Origin of the sequence: Sporosarcina sp. FSL K6-1540 (assembly GCF_038620285.1) — a bacterium.
Lineage (GTDB): Bacteria > Bacillota > Bacilli > Bacillales_A > Planococcaceae > Sporosarcina > Sporosarcina psychrophila.
The window spans coordinates 1,236,416-1,263,069 of sequence record NZ_CP152018.1 but is presented as its reverse complement, the minus strand read 5'-3'; the positions used below and the strand labels follow the sequence as shown (position 1 = coordinate 1,263,069).

Sequence of the window (26,654 nt, the reverse complement as noted above, 5' to 3'; positions counted from 1 at the left end):
GGGGATTTAAGTGAAGCCAAGAATTTTCATTACAAGAAAGCTGACAGAAGAGGCGGTTGCGCCGCTTCATGAAAAATTTGATGTACGGATGTGGGACGAAGAAAGTGTAGCAGTTCCGCGCACTGTTTTATTGAAAGAAGTGGCAGAAGCGGATGCACTATGGTCGGTTTTGGCGGATAGCATCAATCGCGAGGTTTTTGAAGCGGGTACGAAGCTTAAAATCGTTGCAAATATGGCCGTTGGTTATAATAATATTGACTTGGAATCGGCAAAGGAATATGACGTCATCGTAACAAATACACCGGGTGTGTTGACTGAAACAACTGCAGATCTTGCTTTTGCGCTTCTACTAGCGACGGCACGTAAATTGATCTCTGCAGAAAATGAAATTAGAAAAGGTAATTGGACTTCATGGGCTCCGATGAGATTTACAGGCATGGATGTTGGAGGAGCGACACTTGGCATCATTGGCATGGGACGAATCGGTGAAGCGGTTGCGCGCCGGGCAAAAGGCTTTGATATGCAAGTTCTTTATCATAATCGCAACCGCAAGCCAGACGCAGAAGCTGAGTACGGACTTGAATTCAGGGAGTTGGATACACTGCTGAAAGAGGCGGATTTCGTTATCATTCTAGCTCCCTTTACACCGGAAACCGCCGGGATGATTGGTGCACGGGAACTTGACCTTATGAAAAATACGGGCGTTCTTATTAATGTCGCTCGTGGTGGAATTGTTGATGAGGCTGCTCTTTATGATGCATTGAAAAACGGTACGATTTGGGCGGCGGGGCTCGACGTGTTTGAAAAAGAACCAATTCCACTCGATCATCCGCTTCTTACATTGCCGAACGTAACAGTCCTTCCGCATATCGGAAGTGCCAGCATTAAGACACGCCTTGCGATGATGAACTTGAACGCACAGGCAATTACTGATGTACTTGAAGGCCGCAAGCCAAAAGGTATCGTTCAGTAAAGAACAGCAGACGAATGAATTATGTCTAAATTGACTTGATGACTGTCGTCGAATAGGAGGAGGTAACAATATGAAAGGTACAATCATTCCATATTTAACGTTTTACGGAGAAGGAAAAGAAGCGGCTGAATTCTATGCGAATTTGCTAGGACTTGAGGAAGTCGGAATGCAGAAATATGCGGATGCTAATTTCCCGCATCCACCGGAAGCAGCAGATTATCTCCTCCATTGCCATCTGAAAAAAGGTGAATTTCAAATCATGCTTGCCGATTCTGCGGACAAGCCATCTGAATACAACAAAAACGGCGTTGCCCTTCTTATCGACTGTGAAAGCGTGGAAGAAGCGAACCAGCTCTACGACGGCCTGCGGGAAGAAGGCGAAGTACTGATGGCCCTGCAAGATACGTTCTGGGGAGCTAAGTATGGGAAAGTGAAAGATAAATTTGGCTTTACGTGGGATTTGAACTGCGAGAAAGAAGGATAGAAAAAGGAAGACTCTTCGTCGAAGGAGTCTTCCTTTTTTATTGCCAGTTCAATTTTTACCGATCTGCGAACAAGTTAAACACACCCAGTGCATCAAGGAAAACAATAATGATTGCGATAGGGGTCAGATATTTTAATAGGTAGAACCAAATGTTGAAGAAGGTCTTTCCGACTTTCGAACCTTGCTTCATCTCATTGAACAGATCAGTTTTAGCTATTTTCAAAGGGATGAATATCGAAATCAATAATGCGCCAAGAGGCATCAATACATTGCTTACTGCGAAATCGACTAAATCGAATACCGTTTTATCGAAAAACTTCACATCAGCCATTACTCCGTATGATAAACAAGATGGAATTCCAACAACGAAAATTGCCATTCCAATTATCCAAGTGAATCGTTTTCGTTTTGAAGGATCATTTTTCGTCATTGTTGCAACAATAATTTCAATCATAGAGAAAGCGGAAGTTAAAGCCGCGAATAGGAATAAAACCAAAAATGCAATGAAGAAAAACACCCCAAAGGGCATTTGGTTGAATACAGCTGGCAGTACTGAAAAAATCAATGTCGGTCCTGCATCCGGTGCCATTCCAAATGAAAACACACCCGGAAAAATCGCAAGGCCGGCTAACAGAACGATGACGATATTCATAGCGATAATGGACATCGCCGAGCTCGGCAGGTTTTGCGTTTTAGGAAGATAGGAAGCATACGTAACCATGACAGAAGCACCTAATGTGAGAGTGAAAAAGGCTTGTCCCAAAGCGAATAAAATCGTTTCAGACGTTAATTTAGTGAAATCCGGTACCAGCAGAAATTTTACGCCTTCCATTGCCCCATCCAAGCTAAGAGAACGGGCAACGATAATGATAAATAATATGAAGAGAGCAGGCATCATAATCTTGCTTGCTTTCTCAATCCCTTTTTGAACGCCTTGGGCTACAACAGCAATTGTTAGCACCATAAAGATCAGTTGACCGGCTAACGTAGCGAATGGATTTGCAATAATTTGGTCGAATAATGGTCCGAACTGGTCTTGCGAAAGTCCGGAAATACCACCGGTTAATGCTTTGAATAAGTAGAGGATAATCCATCCTCCGACAACACTATAAAATGATAGCACTAAGAAACTGGTTACGACGCCAATGATCCCTGTTATATGCCAACCTGAATTGGGCGCAAGCTTTTTGTAGGCAGTAATTGCGTCACTTTGACTTTTACGACCGAGAATGAATTCACCGATTAAGAGAGGGAATCCTAATAACAGCGTAAATAATAAAAAGACCAGTAGAAAAGCGCCGCCACCGCCAGTCCCGGCTACGTAAGGGAACTTCCAAATAGCGCCTAACCCGATTGCTGAACCGGCAGCAGCTAGTATAAAACCTATTTTTGATTTCCAGTGTTCTTGTTGAGGCATAAGGTCAGTCCTTTCGATGAAACGAATATGTATGTACTTATAAAACAAGTCGTTTAGTTTAAGGGTAGCGTATTTTAAGGAGGCTGTCATTAAAATAACAAGTTTCAGAACATTATAAGTATACGGCTTAGAGGAGCTATTAATGAATAAAGCCTGTGTATGAGTATCTGAACAAATGAAAAAGCTTCCCTCATTACATGGAAACGTAATGAGGGAAGCTTACTATTATCAATTGAACAGGTTTATCGTCGTTATAATAATTGGCATCGCAAATACATCGATGAGGAAAGCACCAACAATCGGAACAACGAGGTACGCTTTAGTCGAAGGGCCATATCTTTCAGTGACGGCCGCCATATTTGCCATAGCATTAGGGGTAGCGCCGAGACCATGTCCTGTAAAACCAGCTACCATAATGGCTGCATCGTAGTCTTTACCGAGTAGACGGAACAAGACGAAAACCCCAAACAGGACGATGAAGACAACTTGGACGAAGACGATAACAAGTAGTGGAAGGGCCAAATCGGCAACTTCCCACAATTTAATGCTCATTAATGCCATTGACAGGAAAATCCCCAGTGTAACGTCGCTGATTAAGCCGATACTCTTCATATCGATCGCTTTAGGATTAATTTTGTCAACGATATTCCGAACAAGAACAGCAACAAACATGGCTCCTACGTAACCCGGCAGAACGAACCCTGTTGCGGTTGAAAATAGTTCACCCAAATACGTACCAAGGGCCATACAGAGTGTGATGAGTAGAATTTGTGTGAAGAACGAATCTGTTTGAATCGGCTTTTCTTTCTTTTCAATAGGAATACCGAGATCAGTATCCGCTTCAGATGACTTGAGATTGTGTTTTGAAATAAGGTATTTTACGGTGGGACCACCAACGAGACCTCCTGCAACAAGTCCAAATGTAGCTGCTGCAACTCCAATCGATAGGGCTGAATTGATACCCATGTCTTCGAGCGTCTGTCCAAATGCAGTAGCGGCTCCGTGTCCGCCTTCCATTGAAACTGCTCCAGCCATCATTCCAATAAGTGGATGCAGGTCGAACAAATAAGCCATGGATACACCGATTGTATTTTGCGCGAGCGCTAAAAATCCACATGCCAGCCAGTAGATGACAAGAACCTTTCCGCCAAGTTTAATGAGTTTAAAGCTTGCTCCTAAACCGATTGTTGTAAAGAATGTAAGCATGAATAAACTTTGCAATGATGTATCAAGTGTAATTTCTAGCCATCCGAGAGACTTGAAAATGGTCGCAAAAACAGCGAATAATAATCCGCCGACAACGGGAGCAGGTATGCAGAATTTCCGTAAGAAACCAACTTTCTTAACTAAAACCATCCCTAAAGTTAGCAATGCAATGGAAAGGAAGATTGTGGTGACTTGATTAAGAACTAGCGTCATGAATTTCCCCTCCTAAAAAAGTTGTAATTGCTTCATTTGTTAAGTAAGCACCGAGTTTTACTGTACGGTTGTTTTCATCTAAAACGGGGTTCACTTCCGAAATATCGAACGACAGTGTTTTTTTATGTGTTGTAACTGTTCGAATGATTGAACGAACAATGGAAGGATCTAATCCGAATGGTGAAGGAGCACTGACACCGGGTGCGAAAGCAGAGTTCAGTACGTCCGTGCATAATGTTAGAAAAACATAATCATGTTGGTTGATGAATTGTTCGAGATCGGATGTTAGTTTGTCCATATTTCCGATATGCATATTCTCTTCGTATTCATATTTGACACCGAGCCTGTCGGCTGTATCGAACAATTCCTGCGTATTTCCATAGCGCTGGATTCCGACGACGAAATAGCTGCTCATGTTATCATGCTCCAGGATTTGTTTGAACATCGTGCCGGAAGACGGTTGTTCATCATATGAGCGTAAGTCGAAATGGGCATCTATGTTAATAATTCCAAGAGAAGCTTCCTTACCAATTGATTTTCTGACTCCGAGATAGTGACCGTAAGCGGTTTCATGGCCGCCACCAAGAATAATCGGTGTCATTTTTTTCTCTAATGCGTTTGCAATCGTATCGCCTAGCTGTTGTTGGGCTTTTTCCAGGTTGGTATCCATGTATTGAATATTTCCGACATCGACAAGCCTTTTATTTTCCGGGAATTTCCATGGCAATTTGGCAAGTTCACTGCGAAGTGCATCGGGAGCTTTTGCTGCACCCAATTGCCCTTTGTTGCGGCGGACGCCTTCCTCGCTTTCGAAACCGATAATTGCACATGTGTTGGGTGACTGGCAGATGACCTCGAGATTTACTAATTCAACCACTTGGTGATATCGGAAACTTGTTCTATTTTCAGTATGATCCGTACGTCCGGCCCATACATGTTCATTTACCTGATTAAGCAATTGCCTCACCCTTTCTGAACTTTCAGATACAACGTTACTCATTTATTATAAAGTACATGATTTATTAATTCTAATATATAATTACTATATACTTATAGCCCGCATCTATAATTGAGTGGAGGAGTGGTTAGTATGGATCTAAAGCAGTTAAGTTATTTTGTTTCAGTCGTGGATCATATGAGTTTTTCTAAAGCTGCAGAGAAGTTGCATATTTCTCAACCATCATTAAGCAACGCCATAAAAAACTTGGAACGAGACTTGGGGTTTCAAATCATTGAACGCAATACAAGGAATAGTAGATTGACAGAAGCTGGAGAGGTTTTATACGGCAGGGCGATTCATCTTTTATCAGAAATGGCGATTGTAAAAAAGGAAATGGAAGAAGTAAAGCTTATTGGTAAAGGTGAACTCCAAATCGGTATGATTGAATCGGTGAAGTATTGGATTCCAAAAGTGATTTCTCTATACAATAAAAAATTTCCCGAAATGCACATTCGATTGATGGAGGTGTTAAGTGGTGAAGATGTGAAGAATTCGTTGAGGAAATATGAAACGCATGCCATTATCACGAACCAGCAAATTAAAGAAGTGGATATAGAGACGGTCCCTTTGTATAAGGAAAAACTTGTGTTAGTCCTTCACGAAAACCACCCGATGGCTACAAGGGAATCAATTATGCTGAAAGAATTGGAACAGGAGCCGTTCATCATTAGCACCGAAGGGTTTCAGACAAGGGAAGACATATTGCGTGCTTTTGAATTGGAAGATACTGTCCCTACGATTAAATATGAAATTGAGCGTTTTGAAACAGCATTAAGTTTAGTCGGTGAAAATTTAGGTATTGCGCTTATTCCAGAAAATTACTTACAGGGGCCTTATAATCTTACGATTGTAAGTAAGATCATCGATTCCCGGGCACTTGAAAGAACTGTGTATTTGACGTACATGAAAAACAGGTATGTCTCTCCAGCTATACAGGCGTTCATAATGGAAGTGGAGGGTTTTTTCGAATACAAAGTTTCTGATTGATTCGTTGCAAATCAGTCTGTCTGTTATGATTAAGTAAGGAGTAAAACGGTTTTTTGTAACCGAAAGGGGAGAATTAAATGATTGGACGAAACGACCCATGTTCTTGTGGAAGTGGTAAAAAATATAAGAAATGTTGTGGAACGGAAGGAACAAATCTTGTCGATATGATTGTCAACGAAGAGCTTGATCGTGTGCTCGTCGGTTATTTTAATGACTATCCGAAAGATACAGACCGCCAGGAAATGATGCAGACGATGCGGGAGTGGGTAAACCGCCTTACAGGTAGCTGGGAAAAGGAACATATTGAAGAGGCGGCAAGTGAGTTTTATTTATTCATCCACAATAAAAAGATTTGGCATACATATTTAGCACAGCAGCTTGAACAGATGAAACGTGATTCAGTTATTTCAGTATTACAAAAGTGGGACGAACCGTTTATGCTCCTTGCAGAAATTACCGAAGTTGAGTCAGGCAGACTAAAAGTACGGGAGCTGTTTGGTGAGCGAGATTATTTTGTGACGCGCAATGAGGGAATGCCTGCAGATTTGGGGACGTTACTATTTGGTATAGTCCTCCACGATCCGCGAAAAGGGGACTTCGGGGTTGCACCTGTTTCTTCAATGATATTCTTGGCAAAGTGGAGCAAGCAGACGAAAAAGTCGCTCGTTGAATTAAGAGATGCGGTATCGGACAAGTCGACTGAGCAATTTCTAGATGATCACACGCTCGATATTTATGAGTTGTTCATCAAAAGGAGCATGGCTTCCATGAACGAGCTTGTTGAAGAAGTATTGGTACCCACACAATTGAGTGCGCTGACCGCACTTGACATCACACTTCGTGAACTGAATCAAAGTGCGGATGGACGTGAAATCATGCACAAACTGGCCGTCGCTTACTTTCTGAATGAGAATAAAGATGTTCCGATAGAAGGTGATTTTCTTGCTGCTGCAGTGAAAACGGGTATTCAACTTGGAGTGCTACAGGATACAGGGCTTATAGAAGATGACATTTTACGGAAGTACAGTGCATCAAAAGAAGGAATGCACTTGTATGAAATGGAACTTGCCTCCCTTTATGCAGACATGATGGATAGCGGGGATGAACCGGTGGCGGCACGACTTTACGATATTGGAACAGATCCTCGGCCGACAGAAAAAGCACTTTGGGAAACATCGATGACGACGGGCGGGGTTATTCAGCCTGAACGCAAGCCTGGCATTGCAGAAGGTCGTGCGCAACTTCTTGCATATGAGGCGTATCGCGCGGAATCTGAACAAGCACGTCGGAAACTTGCGAAGAGTGCAATGGAAATCGGACCAAATAATCCGGATGTCATCTTACTTCAAGCGGAAGTTGAACAGGATGCTGAGAAAGCGGCTAAATTGTATGAAAAAGCAATCCAGTCTGCAAGCAGGACATTTGAACCGGGGGAGAACCCTTGGCAAAACATACCGAATCGGCCATTCATGCGCTCGGCATTTGCGTATGGTGTTCACTTGTTCAGTCGCGAAGAGTATGGAGAGGCGGCGGAAATGTTCACGGATCTATTGAAGATGAACCGTACGGACAACCTTGGGGCCAGATATGAAGCGGTGGCTTCGCTCATTCACGCCGAACGGTTCACAGAAGCGGCGGAAATCATGGTGCGCTATGAAAAAGGTTCCGAGCATGATGCGGCTTATCTTTATCTTGACTGGAAGCTTGAACACATAGCATCCGAAGGGAAATCGTTAGATGCAGAAGAGATGTTGAATGCTGCAACGAAATTGAATGGCCATGTTAGGCATTTGATGACATTCAAAGCGAAAACGATTCCGTACCCGAGATTTAAAGCGATTGAACCGGGTAGTGAAGATGAAGCCAGGTATATATGGCTGTTGTTGAATGGTGTGAAGTAAACATATGTATTGTTACATTAAGTGAGATTCAATAATAAAAGGGTTAGATCATCGGTCGAAAATAGACCGATGATCTAACCCTTTTTTAGTTTGGAGAGTTTTGGATGAAGATAATGTTAATCCAACGTTATGTCTGATAATTAGTTATTTCCCGCCAAGCATATTGAACAAGCCGCCTGCAATACTTCCTTCATCCCGTGATCCTCCACCAGGTGTTTGCGGTGCAGCTGCAAAGACACGGCTTGCGAGTCTAGAGAATGGGAGTGATTGAATCCAAACAGTTCCAGGTCCCTTCAGTGTCGCGAAAAAGAGTCCTTCGCCGCCAAATAATGCTGTTTTTACGCCTTTTACCATTTCGATGTTGTAATTAACGTTGTGTGTCATTGCCACGAGGCATCCCGTGTCTACACGTAATATTTCGCCCGGTCGCAGCCTTTTCTCGATAATCGTACCTCCAGCGTGGATGAACGTCATACCATCACCTTCGAGTTTTTGCATGATGAACCCTTCACCACCGAAAAAGCCGGTGCCGAGTTTCCGTTGAAATTCAATTCCGACGGACACGCCTTTTGCGGCAGCAAGAAAGGCATCTTTCTGGCAGATAATTTTGCCGTTATGCTCACTTAAATCCATCGGAATTATTTTTCCAGGGTAAGGGGACGCGAAAGATACATGCTTTTTGCCTGCCCCCGTATTCGTGAATGTTGTCATGAATAAACTTTCTCCAGTTAACATTCGTTTTCCAGCGCCCATCAGTTTGCCCATAATTCCGCCGCCTGAAGAGCTGGAACCATCACCGAAGATTGTTTCCATGGCGATCCCGTCTTCCATCATCATTAGAGCCCCTGCTTCTGCCACTACCGTCTCTTTAGGATCAAGCTCGACTTCTACAAACTGCATGTCGTCGCCATGTATTTTATAATCAATTTCGTGATTGTTCATCTTGTTTCATTCCTCCCACAAAATAAGTTTTTTACTACTCAATTATACGAAATAGAGTGGGAAAAGTTTCAAGAAATAAAGGAGGGAAAGTTGAATTACTTTACCGTGTCCATATAGCGCCAAACTTTGTAAGCAAGCTCGTGAGCTTCAGGTTCATGGGAAAAACCTTTGAAAGCTTCTCGGAACGAGCGGACGACAGATTCCAGCACGAATACCCGCGGAGACTCGGCGCGTAGTTCATCCAAAAGAAATTGAACATATTGTTTGCCGGCAGGAAGCGTATCATCTCCAAGAAATTCCAAAAATCCTGTGAGACGTTCGAGTAATTGCTCCTTTGTTTCTGTTTGTTCTACTTCATCCCCGCTTAACTTGAAAAATACATCTTCAGTGAAGAAAGCGTCTTTTGTGCTGATCATACCTAGGATGATGGAATCGATTCTTCGGAGTAAGAATCTCACAAGTTTTGAAGTGTCCATTTCCTCTTTCGAAACAGCTGACCATACATGAAGTATTTGTTGCATCATTCCGAACAGCATCACTGCACAATCGGCTGCATAAGGCACAGCAGCTTTGCCGTACACATCCACCAGTCTTCTTGTTAACCAAGAAAATTCAGCTAAAAGCATGTTCTTGATGTAAGTTCTTAGGTCGCTATCACCAGAATGGAAAACTGCCTCAAAAATTGGCATCAAGTTTTGTTCGCGATTCACGTGCATACGAATTAAAATCTGCTCTACCAGAACGTTCTTATCTGATAAATCTTGTCCAATAAGCAATTCACGTCTTCTTACAGTTGCTTCATCACGTGCGTGTACAAGTATCGCGATGAGGCACTCATTTTTGGATGAAAAATAATTGTAGAATGTCCCTTTTGATATACAAGATTCATCTAAAATATCTTGGACAGACGTGGTGGAAAATCCTTTATCTATAAAAAGTCGCTGCGCTGTTAATAAAACCTGGCGTTTTCGATCATTCATACTAATCACCTTTATCCTAAAGTTAGTTGTCGAACCTATTCGGCTTATCTGACGGGTGTTAATAAACTTATATATGTCGAGTTTCCCTGGAAGTGAATTCAGGTTTATACTATCAGTACATTTATTATGGTATATCCAAAAGGTTGATATATCAACGGAAAAAGTTTTTATTGTGTGAAAGCGTTTTCTAAGGTTGCAAGTTTTGGACTATCGGTATAATATGTTTAACATGATGTACACGGGGTACAAATTTTATACGTTACGTATTAAATAGGAGGAAGTAATAATGGATATAAAAAAAATGCACGAAAAACCGCCTTACGGCATGATAGCAATTTTATTTATAGGTGCTTTTGTCGCTCTACTAAATAATACATTGTTGAACGTTGCATTGCCGACAATTATGGTTGAGTTCGATGTGAAACCGTCTGTTGTCCAATGGCTAACGACAGGATATATGCTTATCAATGGTATTTTAATACCAGCAAGTGCGTTCTTCATTCAGAAGTTCACAAATAGAAGGTTGTTCTTAACAGCAATGGTGCTGTTTACTCTAGGGACGATTTTAGCGATGATTGCACCATCATTTGGTGTACTCGTTGCTGCTCGAATGATTCAAGCGTGTGGATCTGCAATGATGATGCCGCTCCTTATGAACGTTATGCTTACGGCATTTCCGATTGAGCGCCGGGGAACGGCAATGGGGATTTTTGGGCTAGTAATGATTACAGCGCCAGCAATTGGTCCAACTCTGTCGGGATGGGTAATTGAACATTATACATGGCGTACACTTTTTGGTATCGTTTTGCCGTTTTCAATTCTGACACTTGTTTATGCGTTCTTTAAATTGCGCAACATTACACCGAACCGTGACATGAAATTAGATGTATTTTCACTTATTTTGTCAAGTATCGGTTTCGGCGGTCTTCTTTACGGCTTTAGTTCAGCGGGTGATAAGGGATGGGATTCACCGCTTGTCTATGGAACAATCGTTATTGGTGCAATCGCACTTATCGCGTTCATTGTGCGTCAACTACGTATGGATGACCCGATGTTGGATTTCAAGATTTACAAACATCCGATGTTTGCTTTATCATCGGCCATCTCGATTGTACTATCGGTTGCAATGTTTTCGGGCATGATTCTTACGCCGCTCTATGTCCAAACCATACGGGGCATTTCACCGTTCCATTCAGGTTTGCTGATGTTACCAGGGGCAATTGTGATGGGGCTTATGTCGCCGGTTACAGGTCGTTTATTCGATAAGTACGGCGCAAGAATTTTGGCGGTTATTGGTCTTACCATCACTGTCATTTCAACATTCTATTTAAGTAGACTAGGTATGGAGTCTGGTTATTATTACATTATGTGGATTTATACGATTCGGATGTTAGGGATTTCAATGGTAATGATGCCGGTTATGACAAACGGGTTGAATCAATTGCCAATGATCTCGAATCCACATGGTACGGCTATGAACAACACGTTACAGCAAGTGTCCGGTGCTATCGGATCCGCAATTCTGTTAACGATTATGACAAAACGGATGGAATCGACAGGTGCAGGACTATTTGCGGAAGTCCAAGCATCTGGCAATGCTCCATCGACCGCTGAGGGGCTAGCGAAGTTAAAGGAACAACTTGAAGCACAAGCAATGTTGGACGGAATTAGTTTCTCATTTTTCATATCGACAATCGTTGCAATTGTAGCCTTGGCTCTATCGTTCTTCATGAAACGTGTAGCACTACCAACTAATGAAAAATCATTTACTAATTTAGAGGAAAGTAAAAAATAAGCGATGGATTAAAGAGTGCTCCGCATGGGTATATATATATACCACTGCGGAGTTTTTTTGTTTCTGTTACTATTGAATGTGAGGTAAATATTATTAACGTATAATTGTTAGGACGTGGGAAAATGGTTGGACGAAACGATCCGTGTCCATGTGGGAGCGGAAAGAAATATAAAAAGTGTTGTGCGGAGAAAAATGAATCACCTTTAGAGACGCTTATTGATGAGGAACTTGAGCGTATCATCTTTGGTGCTTATGAACAGGCTACAAGCCCAGCTGATATATCAGAGTTCGAAAGCCATAGAAGACACTGGAAAAGTAAACTTGAAAAACTGATGGGACCGGATGATGTTGAGGAGGCTGTTAGTGAATATTTCTTATTCGTTGCACGCCGTGATTTGTGGAAGCGTCACCTCCTAAGAGTGTTGAATAGCCCGATAAGAGAGACAGTTCGATCCGTTCTGGAATTATGGAAAGAGCCTGTTGTACTGTTTGCTAAGGTGAAAGAAGTGAAGGAAGGATATGTTATTGTCCAAGAAATACTTGGCGAGGGCATATTCAATCTTGAAAAGAAAGAAGGAATGCTACTGGAAGAGCATTCATTCATATTCGGCATTGTTTTACCTGATAATCGGGACCAGAACAATGATATCTATGTAATTTCTTCGCTTATGTTCATTAATGATTGGAATGGTGCACTCGAAAAACAGATAGTTGAACTTGCGGAGTCAAGCGGATTCGATAAGAGTCTTGCGTTCTATAAAGAGCATATGACGGATGTCTACGAAATTTTGCTTGCCAGGGATTCACGAACAGTAGATGAACTCATAGAGCATGATTTTACACCGGTTCAGCAGGAAGTAATCGAGAGTCTGGATGAAGTACTTGAGTTAAGAAATACGCCTAAAGAAGCGCGTGAATTACTGAGAAATATTGTGGTAACGTACTTTTTGAAAGAGCGCCCCAATTTCCGTAAACCTGGCGTTATTGCCGCTGCCGTATTTTTTGTAGCAGTTGATTTAGGAATTATGGAGGATGAAGAATTGACGAACGCTGAAATTGCGAAATTGTTCGTTGTATCGACAAGTTCGATGATGAAACATGCAGATAACATCCGTGAATTTGTCATTGAAATGTACGAACGGAGCCGTCAGCAAGAAAAAGAATAATCCGTGGTATTAGCAATAGTGCAGAAATGGATATACACCAAATGGGTATTACATAACCTGAAACCAAAATAACGTACAAATTAAATATTTTTTCATTATGAAAACTCCGCATGGGATCGATATATCCAGTGCGGAGTTTTTCTGCATTTTGTCACATGTGTTGATCACCCAAAAACAACCAGTAAATAACTAAATCCAACACTAGGCGCTTCGTGTACAATTACTTTTGGATTGCTTTGGATTGAACGACCTCTATACGATTACCGAGATGTCTTGATGTGTAGGAATGCGACTTCATCGCATTCCTACACATTTTTTCGGTAATCGTATGGTGCTTATTCATCCGTCGCTCTCCAAATGGATACGTAAACAAAGTGCTAAAACTTTTCGGGACGAAAGAATAGCGACGCTTCTTATCTGGATAATAGCCGCCAAAGATACAATTTTGGCGGCTGATGTTTTCTCCATAGTCTTGTCTTTTTTAGTTAAGGAAGAGTCACTTTCTTATAGTCCATCGCATGATAATATGCAGACTCTATACTAAAAGTAAGCAAGGAACACATTATACAAAGTGCTAGAGTGTCCGAAATTGTATCTTCGGGCACTTACAACCTTTATAAAAGTCATCTATTCTTTTTTGGAAAATAGCTGTATTTTTCACTTGAACGTTGTAGGAATGCGACAGGCAACTATTCGCAACAGGATGATCGAAACAAGTATGGCTAGGAATGACGTAGTCATTTCTAGCCATACTTGCCACTCGGTAAAGATGTCATGAATAGTTCGCCGAAAGCAGACCGGAAATGATTGAGTGAAAATAGAGTTTTTCAAGCCTTTCTTACCTGCTCTTTATGCAAGAAAATGGTTAATCAACGGACGTGGTATTTTGTATATGAACTTTAAACAGGGATGAAGGTGAAGAGAAATTATCTCACGTTCGGTGTGGTGCTGACAAAGAGAAAAATTCGAGGAAATGGGGTTCATAGTATGAATAATAATCTCATCCCTCGAATAGCTTGGTTATTGGGGGTTTTTCATAGCTTATTGTGTTTAAGTAGGAGGGAAGTAAAATTATAGTTGTCGGAAGATTAAAGGAATTGCGTAGGAAATGTCGAAATTAGTTAAATAGATGTGAGCGCTTTCAAAATGCTGTGTTATAGAAAGGGGAATGTTGCAATGCAACTGAACAATTATATCGGAGGTACATGGCAGGAGGCAGGGGGAGCAGATTATACTGCAGTCTTGAATCCAGCAAATGGTAAGGAGTTGGCACAAGTAAGATTATCGACTAAAGAAGATGTGAGTCTTGCAGTAAAGTCGGCGAAAGAGGCTCAGAAAAAATGGGCACTCGTTCCCGCACCGAAACGTGCAGACTTTTTATATGAAATTGGACGACTTATGAAAGAAAAGAAAGAACACTTATCGCAAGTGTTGACGAAAGAAATGGGGAAGGTCATCGAAGAGGCGCGCGGTGAAGTGCAGGAAGGCATTGATATGGCGTTCTACATGGCTGGTGAGGGACGCCGCATGTTCGGGGAAACAGTACCTTCAGAGCTTCAAGACAAGTTCGCAATGAGTGTCCGTGCACCAATCGGTGTTGTCGGACTTATTACACCTTGGAACTTTCCGGTGGCAATTGCGACATGGAAATCGTTCCCAGCAATTGTCGCGGGCAATACTTTCATTTGGAAACCGGCGACGGAAACACCTATGATGGCGTATGAAATGGCGCTTATATTTGAAGAAGCAGGACTCCCGGCAGGCGTTGCGAATATCGTTTTCGGGTCGGGAGCAGAAGTTGGGACGGCAATGATTGAACACCCTGATGTTCGCGTTATATCATTCACAGGGTCGACTGAAACAGGTCGTCATGTTGCGGAAACAGGTGGACGTCATTTGAAAAAAGTATCACTTGAAATGGGTGGTAAAAATGCGGTCATCGTTATGGATGATGCGGATATCGAACTGGCAGTGGAAGGGATTCTTTGGAGTGCATTCGGAACAGCGGGTCAGCGTTGTACGGCATGTAGCCGTGTCATCGTGCATACAGATGTAAAGGAAGAACTCGAGCAAAAACTCGTGGAAGCGATGAAAGTGTTATCGATTGGCGATGGAATGGACGAATCAGTAAAAATTGGCCCAGTAATCAATCAAAAAGCGCTTGATAAAATTCATGGCTACGTCGGAATTGGTAAGGATGAAGGTGCGAAACTTCTTGCAGGTGGACATATATTAACAGATGGAAAGCTTGCAGATGGTCATTATTACGAACCAACTTTATTCACAGATGTGAAATGGGATAGCCGCCTTGCGCAAGAAGAGATTTTCGGACCTGTTGTTTCGCTGATTGAAGTTTCAAGTCTAGATGAAGCCATTGAGGTTAATAACAGTGTGAAATTTGGACTTTCAAGTTCGATTTTCTCACGCGATGTCAATAAAGTATTCCGAGCACAACGTGATCTAGATACAGGTATTGTCTACGTGAATGCGGGAACGACGGGTGCCGAAATCCATCTGCCATTCGGCGGAACAAAGGGGACGGGCAACGGACACCGCGATTCTGGCGTTGCTGCACTTGATGTCTTCACTGAATGGAAGAGTATTTATATAGACTTCAGCGGGAAATTGCAACGGGCGCAGATTGACACGGATTAATACCTAACGTAAGGGGATGGGGAAATGAAGGTTGTCATACTTGGAGCAGGTTTAATGGGGAAAGAGGCGGCACGCGATCTAGTGAAGGGTGATGATGTCGAAAAAGTTTATTTAGCGGATCTGAACGTCAAGCAAGCGGAAGACTTTGCGGAGGAACTCATGTCCGACAAGCTTGATATCCTATTACTGGATGCGAAAAACGATAAGCAATTAAGCGAAGTGATGGCACTAGGAGATGTGGTTATCAATGCGCTATTCTATACGTTTAATGAAAAAGTTGCCCGAATCGCAGTAGATATCGGTGTTCATTCCATTGATCTTGGCGGTCATATCGGTGGCGCTACGGATGCGGTGCTCGGTCTGGCGGATCAGGCGATTGCGAAAGGCGTGACAATCATTCCGGATCTAGGGGTAGCTCCTGGAATGATTAATATTCTTACTGGTTACGGGGCGGGAAAACTCGAAAAGGTTAATTCCATCAAACTATATGTTGGAGGAATTCCGATAAAGCCGGAGCCGCCACTTAATTATAATGTCGTCTTTTCACTGGAAGGCGTGTTTGATCATTACACTGACCCTTCCCACGTTATTCGAAACGGGCAACTGTTGGAAGTTCCATCATTGTCCGAAATCGAAACAATCCATTTTGATAAATACGGCGAGCTTGAAGCATTTCATACATCAGGCGGCACGTCGACTCTAACGAAGTCGTTCCCTGACGTGGAGACACTAGAATACAAAACGATTCGTTACAAAGGGCACGCGGAGAAGTTCCAGCTGCTTGTCGATCTAGGTTTGTTATCTCGGGACAACGAAGTGACTGTTGACGGTCAAAAAGTGAAGGTACGCGACGTCATGAGAGAACATCTGTCGCCGCAACTTCGCCTCGGTAATAAATCAGATGCAGTGTTGCTACGCGTTATTGTGAGCGGTGAAAAAAGTGCTATGCCAGTAACATACGAATATGACCTTATTACGGAGAAAGACACTGCAGTAAACGAGACTGCGATGGCTCGTGCGACGGCAAATACGATTTCCATCGTGGCACAAATGATTGGCAATGGCACTATTTCGAAACGTGGAGTCCATCCGCCAGAGAATATCGTACCCGGTGAATTGTATATTGAAGAGATGAAAAAGCGCGGTGTCGTTATCGAAGAAAGTATTGAGTCGAACAATGTTCCATGTTGAAAACGTATAGTTTCTAATCTCACTAACGACATAGTGGTTTATGAAAGGAGATGAAGAGGTGGACTTCGGATTTACGGAAGAACAGAAGATGCTGAGGAAAACGGCGCGTCAGTTTGTCGACGCAGAAATTATGCCCCATATCCAGAAATGGGATGCACAAGGTGGATTCGATCAGTCGATTTGGAAGAAGCTTGCGGATCTTGGCTTCATGGGCGTGTGTATACCCGAACAATATGGTGGCAGTGGAATGGATTATAATTCGCTCGCAATACTGTGTGAAGAATTGGAGCGTGGAGATACGGCGTTCCGGACAGCGGTATCGGTCCATATTGGCTTGAACTCGATGAGTATACTGCAGTGGGGCGATGAAGAACAGAAGCAGAAATACCTTGTGCCACAAGCGAAGGGTGAAAAAATAGGTGCATTCGGGTTGACAGAACCAGGTGCAGGTTCCGACGTTGCGGCAATGGCAACAACTGCCGTGCGTGACGGAGATGACTATGTATTAAACGGTCAAAAAACATGGATTTCCCTTTGTGATGTTGCGGATCATTTCCTCGTTTTCGCCTATACGGATAAAGCGAAAAAACACCATGGTATTAGCGCGTTCATCGTCGAACGAACGACACCAGGTTTTTCATCGAAAGCGATCAAAGGGAAATACGGTATTCGTGCAGGCAATACAGGCGAACTATTTTTCGAAGATATGCGTATCCCGGCTGCGAATTTATTAGGTGAAGAAGGCGATGGATTTAAAATTGCCATGGCGTCACTTGATAATGGTCGTTTCACTGTCGCTGCGGGAGCGGTTGGCTTAATAATGGGTTGCCTCGAAGAAAGCGTGAAATATTGTCATGCACGGGAAACGTTCGGTAAGGAAATTGGCAGACACCAACTCGTCCAACAAATGATTGCTAACATGGAAGCGGGCTATCAGATGAGCCGACTTCTTGTCTATCGAGCAGGTGACATGAAAAATAACGGCTTGCGCAATACGCGCGAGACGTCGCTGGCGAAATGGCAGGCATGCGATTTTGCCAATAAAGCAGCAGATGATGCATTCCAAATTCATGGGGCTTATGGTTATTCGGATGAATACCCTGTCGCCAGGTTCCTGCGAAACTCAAAGGCGCCTGTTATCTATGAAGGAACGCGTGAGATCCATACGGTTATGCAGGCAGAATATGTGCTTGGGTATCGTGAAGATAAGAAATTGAGTAATCGGCTACCTGAATGGCCGTTTGAGTGAAATTACAGTCCTGAAGGGGAAGACCTCTCAGGATTTTTTCTTGGTACAATGACAGTCGAAGATTAAGTTTCGATAATAAGTAATAGGCATTGTTACGAAAGGGGAGATATAGATGGGGAAATATACGATTAATGAATTCATTAAACAAACAAAGCAGGATGAGCGGGAAAGTGAATACTTTGAATTGGAAACACCGCGAATTCTGGAAGTGAATTTAACCGACTTTGTCTGGGCAAAGATGGGCTCCATGATCTCATATGCGGGTCAGATTAAATTCGAGCGGGAAAAGGTGCTTGAGCATGGTGTAGGCATGATGTTTAAAAAAGCGCTCACGGGTGAAGGTACTTCACTGATGAAAGCAACAGGGAATGGTCGGCTTTACTTAGCGGATCAAGGGAAGAAGATAACCATTTTCGATTTGAATAATGAATCGATTACGGTGAACGGCAATGATCTTCTTGCGTTTGAGCCAACTATTGAATGGGATATTAAGCTTATGAAGAAAGTGGCAGGCATGATGTCTGGTGGACTGTTCAACGTAACGTTGAAAGGGAAGGGGAAGGTTGCGATTACTACCCATTTCGAGCCGCTAACGCTACTTGTCCATCCTGGAGAACCCGTCATTACAGATCCTAATGCAACAGTCGCCTGGTCTGGCCATTTAACACCGGAGTTCCGAACAGATATTAGTATTAAGACCTTCTTTGGTCGCGGTAGTGGAGAATCGATTCAAATGGAGTTTAGCGGTGAAGGTTTCGTTATTATTCAACCGTTTGAAGAAGTTTATATGGCTGGGAATGGATCCTCGTGACTAACAAGCTTGTGCTGTTGAATTCAAAGATATGGAATGCCACGTCTGTTGATTAACCAACCAGTAAATTAATGATCATACACTGGGTGCTACGTGCATAGTTGCAATTGGATTTCTTGGATTGAACGACTACTCTACCATTATCTAGATGTCTGGATGTGTAGGGATGCAACACAGTCGCATCCCTACACAGTTTTTCCGATAATTGTATGGTGGTTCTTCATCCGTCGCACTCCGAATGCATAAGTACACGTAGGAAGGCACTGAAAAAGTACGATTACCTTAATCCCGTTGATTTCCGTTCCGAGCGGACGCTTACACACTATATAGAATGTCATAAATTATTTTCTTCCAAAATAACTGCATTTTTCACTTGAATAGTGTAGCCACACTAGTACCCCTCAGTAAATCTGTCATGAATAGGTAGTCGAAAGCGGGCCGAAAATAGTCCAGTGGAAATGGGGGTTATCAAGCCCTTCTCGCTAGTATTTTATGCGAATAAATGGTTAATCAAATTACCTTTTTACAACCTTATTTACACTAGTTACATGGTTTGTGATAAAATACTCCTTAAAAACAATTTCCCACAAACAAGGAGTGTTTCCCATTGAAGATTGAACCTTCGTTAAAAATGTCCATTTTTGCACCTGCCATTTTCGGCGATTTAAAAGTAGCAGCCGAAGCGAAAAAAGCAACGGGCGCTGAAGTCTTTGATTTAAGTCTTGGGAGTCCGGATCTTCCTCCTGACGAAAAAGTGAGACGTGTGTTATCAGAACAAAGCGCTCTAGCGAATACATATGGCTATACACTTGGCGGCACAAAACGTTTTAACGAAGCCGTCGCGAATTATTATGAACGACGTTCCGGTGTTACGCTCAATCCTGAAACGGAAATCATTCAAACAATGGGTTCTCAAGAAGGACTTGTCCATCTGCCACTCGCTTTTTGCAATGAAGGGGACTTTGTGTTGACAACGAATCCTGCTTACGTAGCTTATGAGGCTGGCATTAAGCTTGCTGGCGCTGTTCCATATGAGATGCCATTACGTGCAGAAAACGGGTTTCTACCTAATTTGGATGAAATTCCTGAAGACATTGCACAAAAAGCTAAATTGCTGATTTTGAATCTACCAGGAAACCCTGTTCCTGCTATGCCGAATTGTGCATTTTTCGAGAAAGTAGTAGCTTTCGCCAAGAAATACAATATTATTGTGCTTCATGACGCTGCTTATTCTGAATACTATTTTACAGGTGATTCTCCAATTAGTTTTCTATCGACTCCCGGTGCAATGGAGGTCGGAATGGAGATTAATTCATTATCTAAAAGCTTTAGCCTTGCCGGTGCACGTATCGCCTATATCGTAGGTAATGCTGAGATAGTACATATTTTAAGACAACTCAAATCAAATTTGGATTATGGAACGTTCGGTCCGATTCAGGAAGCGGCTGTCATGGCGCTCGATAATGCGGAAGAGATTACGGATCGCCTGCGGGCAGAATTTTCTGCGCGCCATAGGGTATTAATGAAAGGCATGGAGGAGATTGGTTGGTCTGCTACTCCTTCAAACGGCGGGATGTTTGTATGGGCAAAATATCCGTTTGAGATGGATGATAAGGAATTTGTATTTAAAGTAATCGACCAATGTGGTGTTGTCATGGTTCCGGGTAGTATCTTCGGTTCTGAAGGCGCTGGATACGTTCGGTTGGCGCTTGTTCAGAAAGTAGATGTGCTGCAGAAAGCGGTTGATCGATTACGGAATTTTAGTATTTAAGCGGTGTAAGGTTAGCGTGGGACGGAGATATCTGTCCCTGCTAACCTTTTTATTGGGAGTTTATTTAAGTACGGGTCAATCTTGTAAAGTGTATTTATAGATTGAATTGGGTTAAGATTTTACTATATACGATAATCAAGCAATCCTAATAGTCTGCACACATTATATGAATAGTGAACGCCCGGATTTGATTCCTGTTAATATAGTTTAAGTAGTCAAGTGAATCCTGTGCAACTTTTCTCGCGTATTCAACGTTATGATGATCCGATTTTATGGGTACATTTGTAATAATATCACGGGAATAATCCGTCCCGAGAACTTGAATGGACTTCTCGGTGATCCAATTTGTAAACCAGGGTATCTTACCAAGTTCCTTTGGATAGATGCATTCAAAATAAGTTGTTGGATTTATTTATTTCGAGTGACAAAATGTAGTTTGTTGATATTGAGTTTACATACATCTACTAAAATGAACTTATTAAAAGATTCAACGGAATGGAGTTAAAAACTATGGACAAGAAAAAAGTCGGCTTGAAGCCGTTTTTCTCTCTGATTTTATCAACAGGAATCCCGAAGCTAGCTTTGGCTGTAGGCTTGACGGCAGGTGTGTTGACAACACTTGCAGGTTTGGTTGTTCCTTTACTAACGAAAAACTTAGTGGATGGCTTTTCAGTTGCCTCGTTAAGCGTCCCGATAATGATTGCTATCGGGGTAGCATTTATTGTTCAAGCAGTAATTGATGGGGTATCCATTTATTTGCTAAGTTATGTAGGACAAAAAGTAGTTGCGAGATTACGTGAAAGAATGTGGACAAAACTGCTTCGTTTGCCTGTCAGTCATTTTGACAAGGAATCTAGCGGTGAAACGGTGAGCCGTGTCGTCAATGATACGGGAATCGTGAAAGAATTGATTACGCAACATTTCCCGCAATTCATTACGGGTATCATTTCGATTATAGGTGCGGTGACGATCCTGCTTATTATGGATTGGAAAATGACACTTATCATGTTGATTTCGGTTCCAATTACAGTGGGAATTATGATTCCATTAGGCACCAAAATGGCGAAAATTTCTCGTGGATTACAAGATGAAACAGCTATATTCACAGGCAATATTCAACAGACACTCGGCGAAATTCGCTTGATGAAAGCTTCTAATGCTGAACAGAACGAAGAGGCGAGTGGAAAAGCTGGAATCGGGAAATTACTCGGTTTTGGCTTGAAAGAAGCTCGAATCACTGCTCTGATTGCTCCCTTTATGTATCTAGTTGTTATGGTGGTCATTGTCATGATTATTGGGTACGGCGGTATGCGTGTTGCAAACGGTACAATGTCGACAGGTGCACTTGTTGCATTCCTATTGTATCTGTTCCAAATTATTTTTCCGATTACATCATTTGCGATGTTCTTCACGCAATTGCAGAAAGCGAAAGGCGCAACAGAGCGTATTATCGACATTTTGGAATTGCCATTGGAAGAAGGACAAGATGGCCTGGTGATGGATATTACGAACAAACCAATTCAAGTTGTAGACGTATCGTTTGCCTATGAAGACGACGAGCCGGTGATTGGAAATGTGTCCTTTGAGGCCCAGCCTGGTGAAATGATTGCGTTCGCCGGACCGAGTGGTGGAGGGAAAACGACGATGTTCGGATTACTTGAGCGTTTTTACGAACCGACATCCGGTGAAATTCAAATTGGCGGTGTGCCGATAAAAGAGTTGTCGATGGCGTCGTGGCGTAGTCAAATCGGTTACGTTTCACAAGAGAGTGCCATGATGGCGGGGACAATTCGTGAAAACTTATGTTACGGTTTAGAAAATGGGGCCAGCATTTCGGATCAAAGGCTTTGGGAAGTCGCTGAAATGGCGTATGCCGACGAATTTGTTAAAACATTTTCGAAAGGATTGGATACAGAAGTCGGCGAACGAGGTGTGAAACTTTCTGGAGGGCAAAGGCAACGTATCGCCATCGCTCGTGCTTTTTTACGGGATCCAAAGATCTTGATGATGGACGAAGCAACTGCGAGCCTGGATAGCCAATCGGAAGGCGTCGTTCAAGATGCACTGACGCGATTGATGGAAGGGCGTACAACATTCGTCATTGCCCACAGGTTATCAACTATTGTCGATGCAGATAAAATCATTTTCATCGAAAATGGGCAAGTGACGGGCAGTGGAACTCATAAAGAATTGATACAATCACATGCGTTGTATCGTGAATTTGCTGAACAACAATTGGCGTAAGAGAGAAAATAGGGAAGAGCTGTTCGATTTGCTTTATATTGTACATGAAAAACAGAGGTCGTCTGGAACTAGACACTGTACCTAGTTGAAAACGTATACTTATCTTTTAAAAAAGGTGTTGCCCACAAGTCGGAAATTTAGCGACTCATAGGGCAACACCTTTTTGTATGTTAACGAGGTTTACTCCTCTTTTTTTCCGACTATCCCATAAAAGAAAAGCGTTATAAGATCTTCAGTCATCGGGAGTACAGTTAAGGAGACATCTTTTTGCTGTAAATAGTCTTTAAACATTTGCATATAAACTAAAATTGCTTCATTCGACATGTTTTGATCAATAAACCCTTGCTCTTTTCCCTCGTCAAACAAAGCAATCATGCGAGGAATTGCTTCTCTTGTATATATTTCTTCAACATAACTTTTTCCGGTTGAATAATCATTCATAAAGTATTGGAAAAATTGGCTGTTAAATTGATTTGCATAGTCACTTTTGCTGAAAGTAATTTGCTTTATTTTATCCAAAAAAGGAAGATCACTATTTAATTGCTTTTTTTGTTCTTCCCATATTTGGTCTACATAGAATTTGAGAACGAGCTGGGTTAAATTTTCTTTACTTTCAAAGTATTTATAAATCGTAACCTGAGATACATTCGCTTTCGCAGCGATTTCAGCAATCGAAACTTTTTGGACACCAGCATCCATAAATAATGTCAATGCGGCTTGTAGAATCGCATTTTCTTTTTGTTCTCTACGTCGTTGAAATCCATCCACCTCTTTCACCTCATTGCTAGTTTAGCGGAAGATATGTAATAAAACAATATAAATAGTGCATAAACTATTGCTAAGGAGTTTGTTTTCTTATATTATGAACTATAAAGACTATAATATTTCAAAACTAATACGTTTTTTATGAATGGGGGATTAATAATGACTGTATTAAAAACGACCAATTTAACGAAAAAGTTCGGTGGTTTTACAGCTTTAGATGGAATAGACCTTGAATTGAACAAAGGAGAAGTTTTTGGTTTCATCGGTCCGAATGGTGCTGGAAAGTCTACCACTATCCGCGTATTACTCGGAATTTTAAAGGCAACAGAGGGAACTGTTGAGATTTTTGGTAAGGATGCGTGGGAAGACGCAGTTGAAATACATAAGCGTATTGCTTATGTGCCTGGAGATGTGAATCTGTGGCCAAATTTAACCGGTGGTGAGGTAATTGATTTATTCGTGAAATTGCGAGGGGCAAATCATGAAAGTCGGCGTGAGGAACTCATTCGCAAATTCGATTTAGATCCAACTAAAAAATGTAGAACGTATTCAAAAGGAAACCGGCAAAAGGTGGCATTGATTGCTGCCTTCTCGTCAGAAGCAGATCTTTATATATTGGATGAACCGACGTCAGGCCTTGATCCGTTAATGGAACAAGTTTTCCAACAGTGTGTGATGGATGTGAAAAGAGCAGGGAAGAGTGTCCTGCTTTCCAGTCATATTTTATCTGAAGTAGAAAAGTTGTGTGACAGGGTTGGTATTATTAGGCAAGGGAAGATTATCGAAACAGGAACTTTACGTGAATTACGACATTTAACACGTACAAATCTTTTGGTAGAGACAAAACAACCGATTACGTTGTTACAAGAAATAACAGGTGTCTATGATATTAAAGAGAAAAATCAAGCACTGTCATTCCAAGTAGAAACTGAAGCATTGGACACTGTTATGAAACATATTAGTCAATTCGGTATTGTGAAATTGGAAAGTGCACCACCAACTTTAGAGGATTTATTTATGGGGTACTATGAAGGAAACTCTGAGGGAACTGAAGAAACGGGAGTGGGAGGTGCGTCTTAATGGCGAAGCATTTGTACAAAAACACTGGAACTTTATCTCGTTTAATCATAAGAAGAGATCGTATCCGACTTCCGATTTGGTTGCTATCTTTAGCGATTCTTACATTTTCTATCGCCCTCTCATTTACAGATCTTTACGCGACGGAGCAAGACAGACAGGCAATTGCTGAAACGATGAAGAACCCTGCCATGACTGCGATGGTCGGTAAAGGATATGGCTTAGAAAATTACACGTCAGGTGCTATGATGGCTCACCAAATGTTGCTCTTCACAGCTGTGGCAGTTGCAATTATGAGTATCTTACTTGTTGTACGTCATACAAGAGCGGATGAAGAGGACGGACGTATTGAAATGATCCGTTCGCTTCCTACTGGACGATTATCAAATTTACATGCAACCATTCTTGTTATATGCGGAGTGAATGTCATCATGGCGCTCATTATCGGTATTGGTTTGTCCGTTCTGAATATAGAAGGTATGGGTATGGAAGGTTCGCTCTTATATGGAGCGGCTTTAGCGGCAACAGGTATTTTTTTCACAGCGCTAACTGCAGTGTTTGCACAGATTTCGGAAAGTTCTCGAGGCACGACCGGATTATCCTTTACAGCGTTGGGTATTGCTTATTTCATCCGTGCAATAGGGGATGTAGGCAATGAGGGACTTTCTTGGTTTTCGCCGTTTGGTTGGGTATTGGGTGCGCAAGTATATGTGAATAATTACTGGTGGCCAATTTTACTGACGATTGGTGCCGCACTTATCTTGGTCATTGTCGCACTCTATCTGAATGCTATCCGTGATCTAGGATCGGGATTTTTATCCTCCAAACCTGGGAAAAAACATGCATCAGCCTTTTTACAAAGCCCGCTTGGGTTGACGTTAAGGCTTCAGCGTACATCGTTAATAGCCTGGGCAATTGGAATGTACGTGCTAGGCGCCTCTTATGGCTCGGTTTTAGGGGACTTGGATTCCTTCTTTGAAGATATCGACATAATGAAGGATCTTATAGCACCTGTTGAAGGGCTTTCATTAACAGAACAATTCATCCCAATGCTTATGTCCATTATGGCGATGATCTGCACAATTCCGGCTCTAATGGCCATGCTCAAGTTGATAGGGGAAGAGAGGAAGGAGCGTACGGAGCATTTACTAAGTCGGGCGGTATCCCGTTTGCGGCTGATGGGCAGCACGTTTAGCGTTGCCATTGCCGTCAGCTTTGTAATGTTGTCTCTTACAGCAATCGGTCTTTGGTCAGCAGGTGTAGTCGTTATAGACGGGGGTATCTCTTTTGGAATGATTTACGGGGCGGCAATGGTTTATCTCCCTGCGATATGGATTATGATTGGGTTTGCGGTACTTCTCATTGGGATTGCACCGAGAGTGACGAGTTTAACTTGGGTATACTTGCTCTATTCATTCATTGTTGTTTACTTAGGTGGGTTGCTTAAATTTCCGGAATGGATGGGTAATCTATCTCCATATGGTCATATTCCTCAACTTCCTGTTGAAGGTATGAATTTTATGATGTTCTTCATACTGACAGTTTTTGCGGGTGTGTTAGTGATTGTCGGCTTTATCGGGTATTCGAAACGGGATATTGAAGGCTGAGCTATATTTGTACTCTGATAAAACCAAAAGTACACCTCAAGAATATCTAAGTGATGTACTCTTGTTAATAATATGTGAAATATTATTAACAAAACATGATTTTAAGTAACCTCGTGTACATTCACTTGTCCTAAATGTTGTATAGAAGTCATCTATACAATTCTTGCCATAAAAACCTATCCGTGTTAAACTATTCTTACTATTAGTGAGCGGGGGTGAG

At 42.1% G+C, this 26,654-nt stretch carries 20 protein-coding genes; 14 read left to right on the top strand and 6 right to left on the bottom strand.

Going from position 1 to position 26,654, the window contains the following annotated elements; translation table 11 throughout:
* The first annotated feature begins 10 nt into the window (after window positions 1-10).
* Together MKY15_RS05545 and MKY15_RS05540 are read left to right on the top strand one after the other, a co-directional pair.
* Complete coding sequence (locus tag MKY15_RS05545; protein WP_342539220.1) at window positions 11-973, top strand: D-glycerate dehydrogenase; 963 nt, start codon at window positions 11-13, stop codon at window positions 971-973.
* A gap of 70 nt (window positions 974-1,043) precedes the next feature.
* The gene (locus MKY15_RS05540; protein ID WP_067213415.1) at window positions 1,044-1,457 is read left to right on the top strand and encodes a VOC family protein; all 414 of its coding nucleotides are present in this window, start codon (window positions 1,044-1,046) and stop codon (window positions 1,455-1,457) included.
* A gap of 55 nt (window positions 1,458-1,512) precedes the next feature.
* On the opposite strand, the gene MKY15_RS05535 is transcribed toward MKY15_RS05540, so the two are convergent.
* The 3 genes from MKY15_RS05535 to hutG form a co-directional block, all read right to left on the bottom strand.
* The gene (locus MKY15_RS05535; RefSeq protein ID WP_067213412.1) at window positions 1,513-2,874 is read right to left on the bottom strand and encodes a sodium-dependent transporter; all 1,362 of its coding nucleotides are present in this window, start codon (window positions 2,872-2,874) and stop codon (window positions 1,513-1,515) included.
* A gap of 228 nt (window positions 2,875-3,102) precedes the next feature.
* Entirely contained in the window at window positions 3,103-4,293 is a 1,191-nt protein-coding gene (gltS, locus tag MKY15_RS05530) for a sodium/glutamate symporter (protein ID WP_067213410.1), read from the bottom strand.
* Window positions 4,277-5,293, bottom strand: coding sequence for a formimidoylglutamase (hutG, locus tag MKY15_RS05525; RefSeq protein WP_342539219.1), 1,017 nt, complete (start codon window positions 5,291-5,293; stop codon window positions 4,277-4,279). The genes gltS and hutG overlap by 17 nt, the downstream gene beginning before the upstream one ends.
* A 90-nt stretch (window positions 5,294-5,383) precedes the next feature.
* Between hutG and MKY15_RS05520 the strand changes: the two genes are divergently transcribed.
* Entirely contained in the window at window positions 5,384-6,280 is an 897-nt protein-coding gene (locus tag MKY15_RS05520) for a LysR family transcriptional regulator (RefSeq protein ID WP_342539218.1), read from the top strand.
* A 77-nt stretch (window positions 6,281-6,357) separates the two neighbouring features.
* A complete protein-coding gene (locus MKY15_RS05515; protein ID WP_342539217.1) occupies window positions 6,358-8,181 on the top strand; it encodes an SEC-C metal-binding domain-containing protein in 1,824 nt (607 codons plus the stop codon).
* Window positions 8,182-8,325: 144 nt separating this feature from the next.
* On the opposite strand, the gene MKY15_RS05510 is transcribed toward MKY15_RS05515, so the two are convergent.
* The gene (locus MKY15_RS05510; RefSeq protein ID WP_187046070.1) at window positions 8,326-9,123 is read right to left on the bottom strand and encodes a TIGR00266 family protein; all 798 of its coding nucleotides are present in this window, start codon (window positions 9,121-9,123) and stop codon (window positions 8,326-8,328) included.
* Between the two features lie 95 nt (window positions 9,124-9,218).
* Complete coding sequence (locus MKY15_RS05505) at window positions 9,219-10,103, bottom strand: TetR/AcrR family transcriptional regulator (protein WP_187046069.1); 885 nt, start codon at window positions 10,101-10,103, stop codon at window positions 9,219-9,221.
* A gap of 286 nt (window positions 10,104-10,389) precedes the next feature.
* Here MKY15_RS05505 and MKY15_RS05500 point away from each other — a divergent pair, with 286 nt between their 5' ends.
* From MKY15_RS05500 to MKY15_RS05465, 8 genes are all read left to right on the top strand, one after another.
* Window positions 10,390-11,898 (top strand): DHA2 family efflux MFS transporter permease subunit, encoded by a 1,509-nt coding sequence (locus MKY15_RS05500; RefSeq protein WP_067213394.1) that lies wholly within the window; start codon window positions 10,390-10,392, stop codon window positions 11,896-11,898.
* A gap of 122 nt (window positions 11,899-12,020) precedes the next feature.
* On the top strand, window positions 12,021-13,064 hold the full coding sequence (locus MKY15_RS05495; protein ID WP_067213392.1) for an SEC-C metal-binding domain-containing protein: 1,044 nt from the start codon (window positions 12,021-12,023) through the stop codon (window positions 13,062-13,064).
* Window positions 13,065-14,240: 1,176 nt separating this feature from the next.
* Window positions 14,241-15,719 (top strand): aldehyde dehydrogenase family protein, encoded by a 1,479-nt coding sequence (locus MKY15_RS05490; protein WP_067213389.1) that lies wholly within the window; start codon window positions 14,241-14,243, stop codon window positions 15,717-15,719.
* Between the two features lie 24 nt (window positions 15,720-15,743).
* Entirely contained in the window at window positions 15,744-16,910 is a 1,167-nt protein-coding gene (locus MKY15_RS05485) for a saccharopine dehydrogenase C-terminal domain-containing protein (protein WP_338654865.1), read from the top strand.
* A gap of 58 nt (window positions 16,911-16,968) precedes the next feature.
* Complete coding sequence (locus tag MKY15_RS05480; RefSeq protein WP_338654867.1) at window positions 16,969-18,159, top strand: acyl-CoA dehydrogenase family protein; 1,191 nt, start codon at window positions 16,969-16,971, stop codon at window positions 18,157-18,159.
* 112 nt (window positions 18,160-18,271) lie between these two features.
* Window positions 18,272-18,970 (top strand): AIM24 family protein, encoded by a 699-nt coding sequence (locus MKY15_RS05475; RefSeq protein ID WP_342539216.1) that lies wholly within the window; start codon window positions 18,272-18,274, stop codon window positions 18,968-18,970.
* Window positions 18,971-19,577: 607 nt separating this feature from the next.
* On the top strand, window positions 19,578-20,741 hold the full coding sequence (locus tag MKY15_RS05470) for an aminotransferase class I/II-fold pyridoxal phosphate-dependent enzyme (RefSeq protein WP_342539215.1): 1,164 nt from the start codon (window positions 19,578-19,580) through the stop codon (window positions 20,739-20,741).
* A gap of 510 nt (window positions 20,742-21,251) precedes the next feature.
* Window positions 21,252-22,985 (top strand): ABC transporter ATP-binding protein, encoded by a 1,734-nt coding sequence (locus MKY15_RS05465; RefSeq protein ID WP_067213376.1) that lies wholly within the window; start codon window positions 21,252-21,254, stop codon window positions 22,983-22,985.
* Between the two features lie 180 nt (window positions 22,986-23,165).
* Here the strand turns inward: MKY15_RS05465 and MKY15_RS05460 are convergent, their stop codons facing one another.
* Window positions 23,166-23,753 carry a TetR/AcrR family transcriptional regulator gene (locus tag MKY15_RS05460; RefSeq protein WP_067213374.1) on the bottom strand — a complete coding sequence of 196 codons (588 nt, stop codon included), beginning with the start codon at window positions 23,751-23,753 and terminating at the stop codon, window positions 23,166-23,168.
* A 156-nt stretch (window positions 23,754-23,909) separates the two neighbouring features.
* On the opposite strand from MKY15_RS05460, the gene MKY15_RS05455 reads away from it, so the two are divergent.
* Complete coding sequence (locus MKY15_RS05455) at window positions 23,910-24,830, top strand: ABC transporter ATP-binding protein (RefSeq protein WP_067213371.1); 921 nt, start codon at window positions 23,910-23,912, stop codon at window positions 24,828-24,830.
* On the top strand, window positions 24,830-26,434 hold the full coding sequence (locus tag MKY15_RS05450; RefSeq protein WP_342539213.1) for an ABC transporter permease: 1,605 nt from the start codon (window positions 24,830-24,832) through the stop codon (window positions 26,432-26,434). Before MKY15_RS05455 ends, MKY15_RS05450 begins: the two co-directional genes overlap by 1 nt.
* Window positions 26,435-26,654 lie beyond the last annotated feature (220 nt).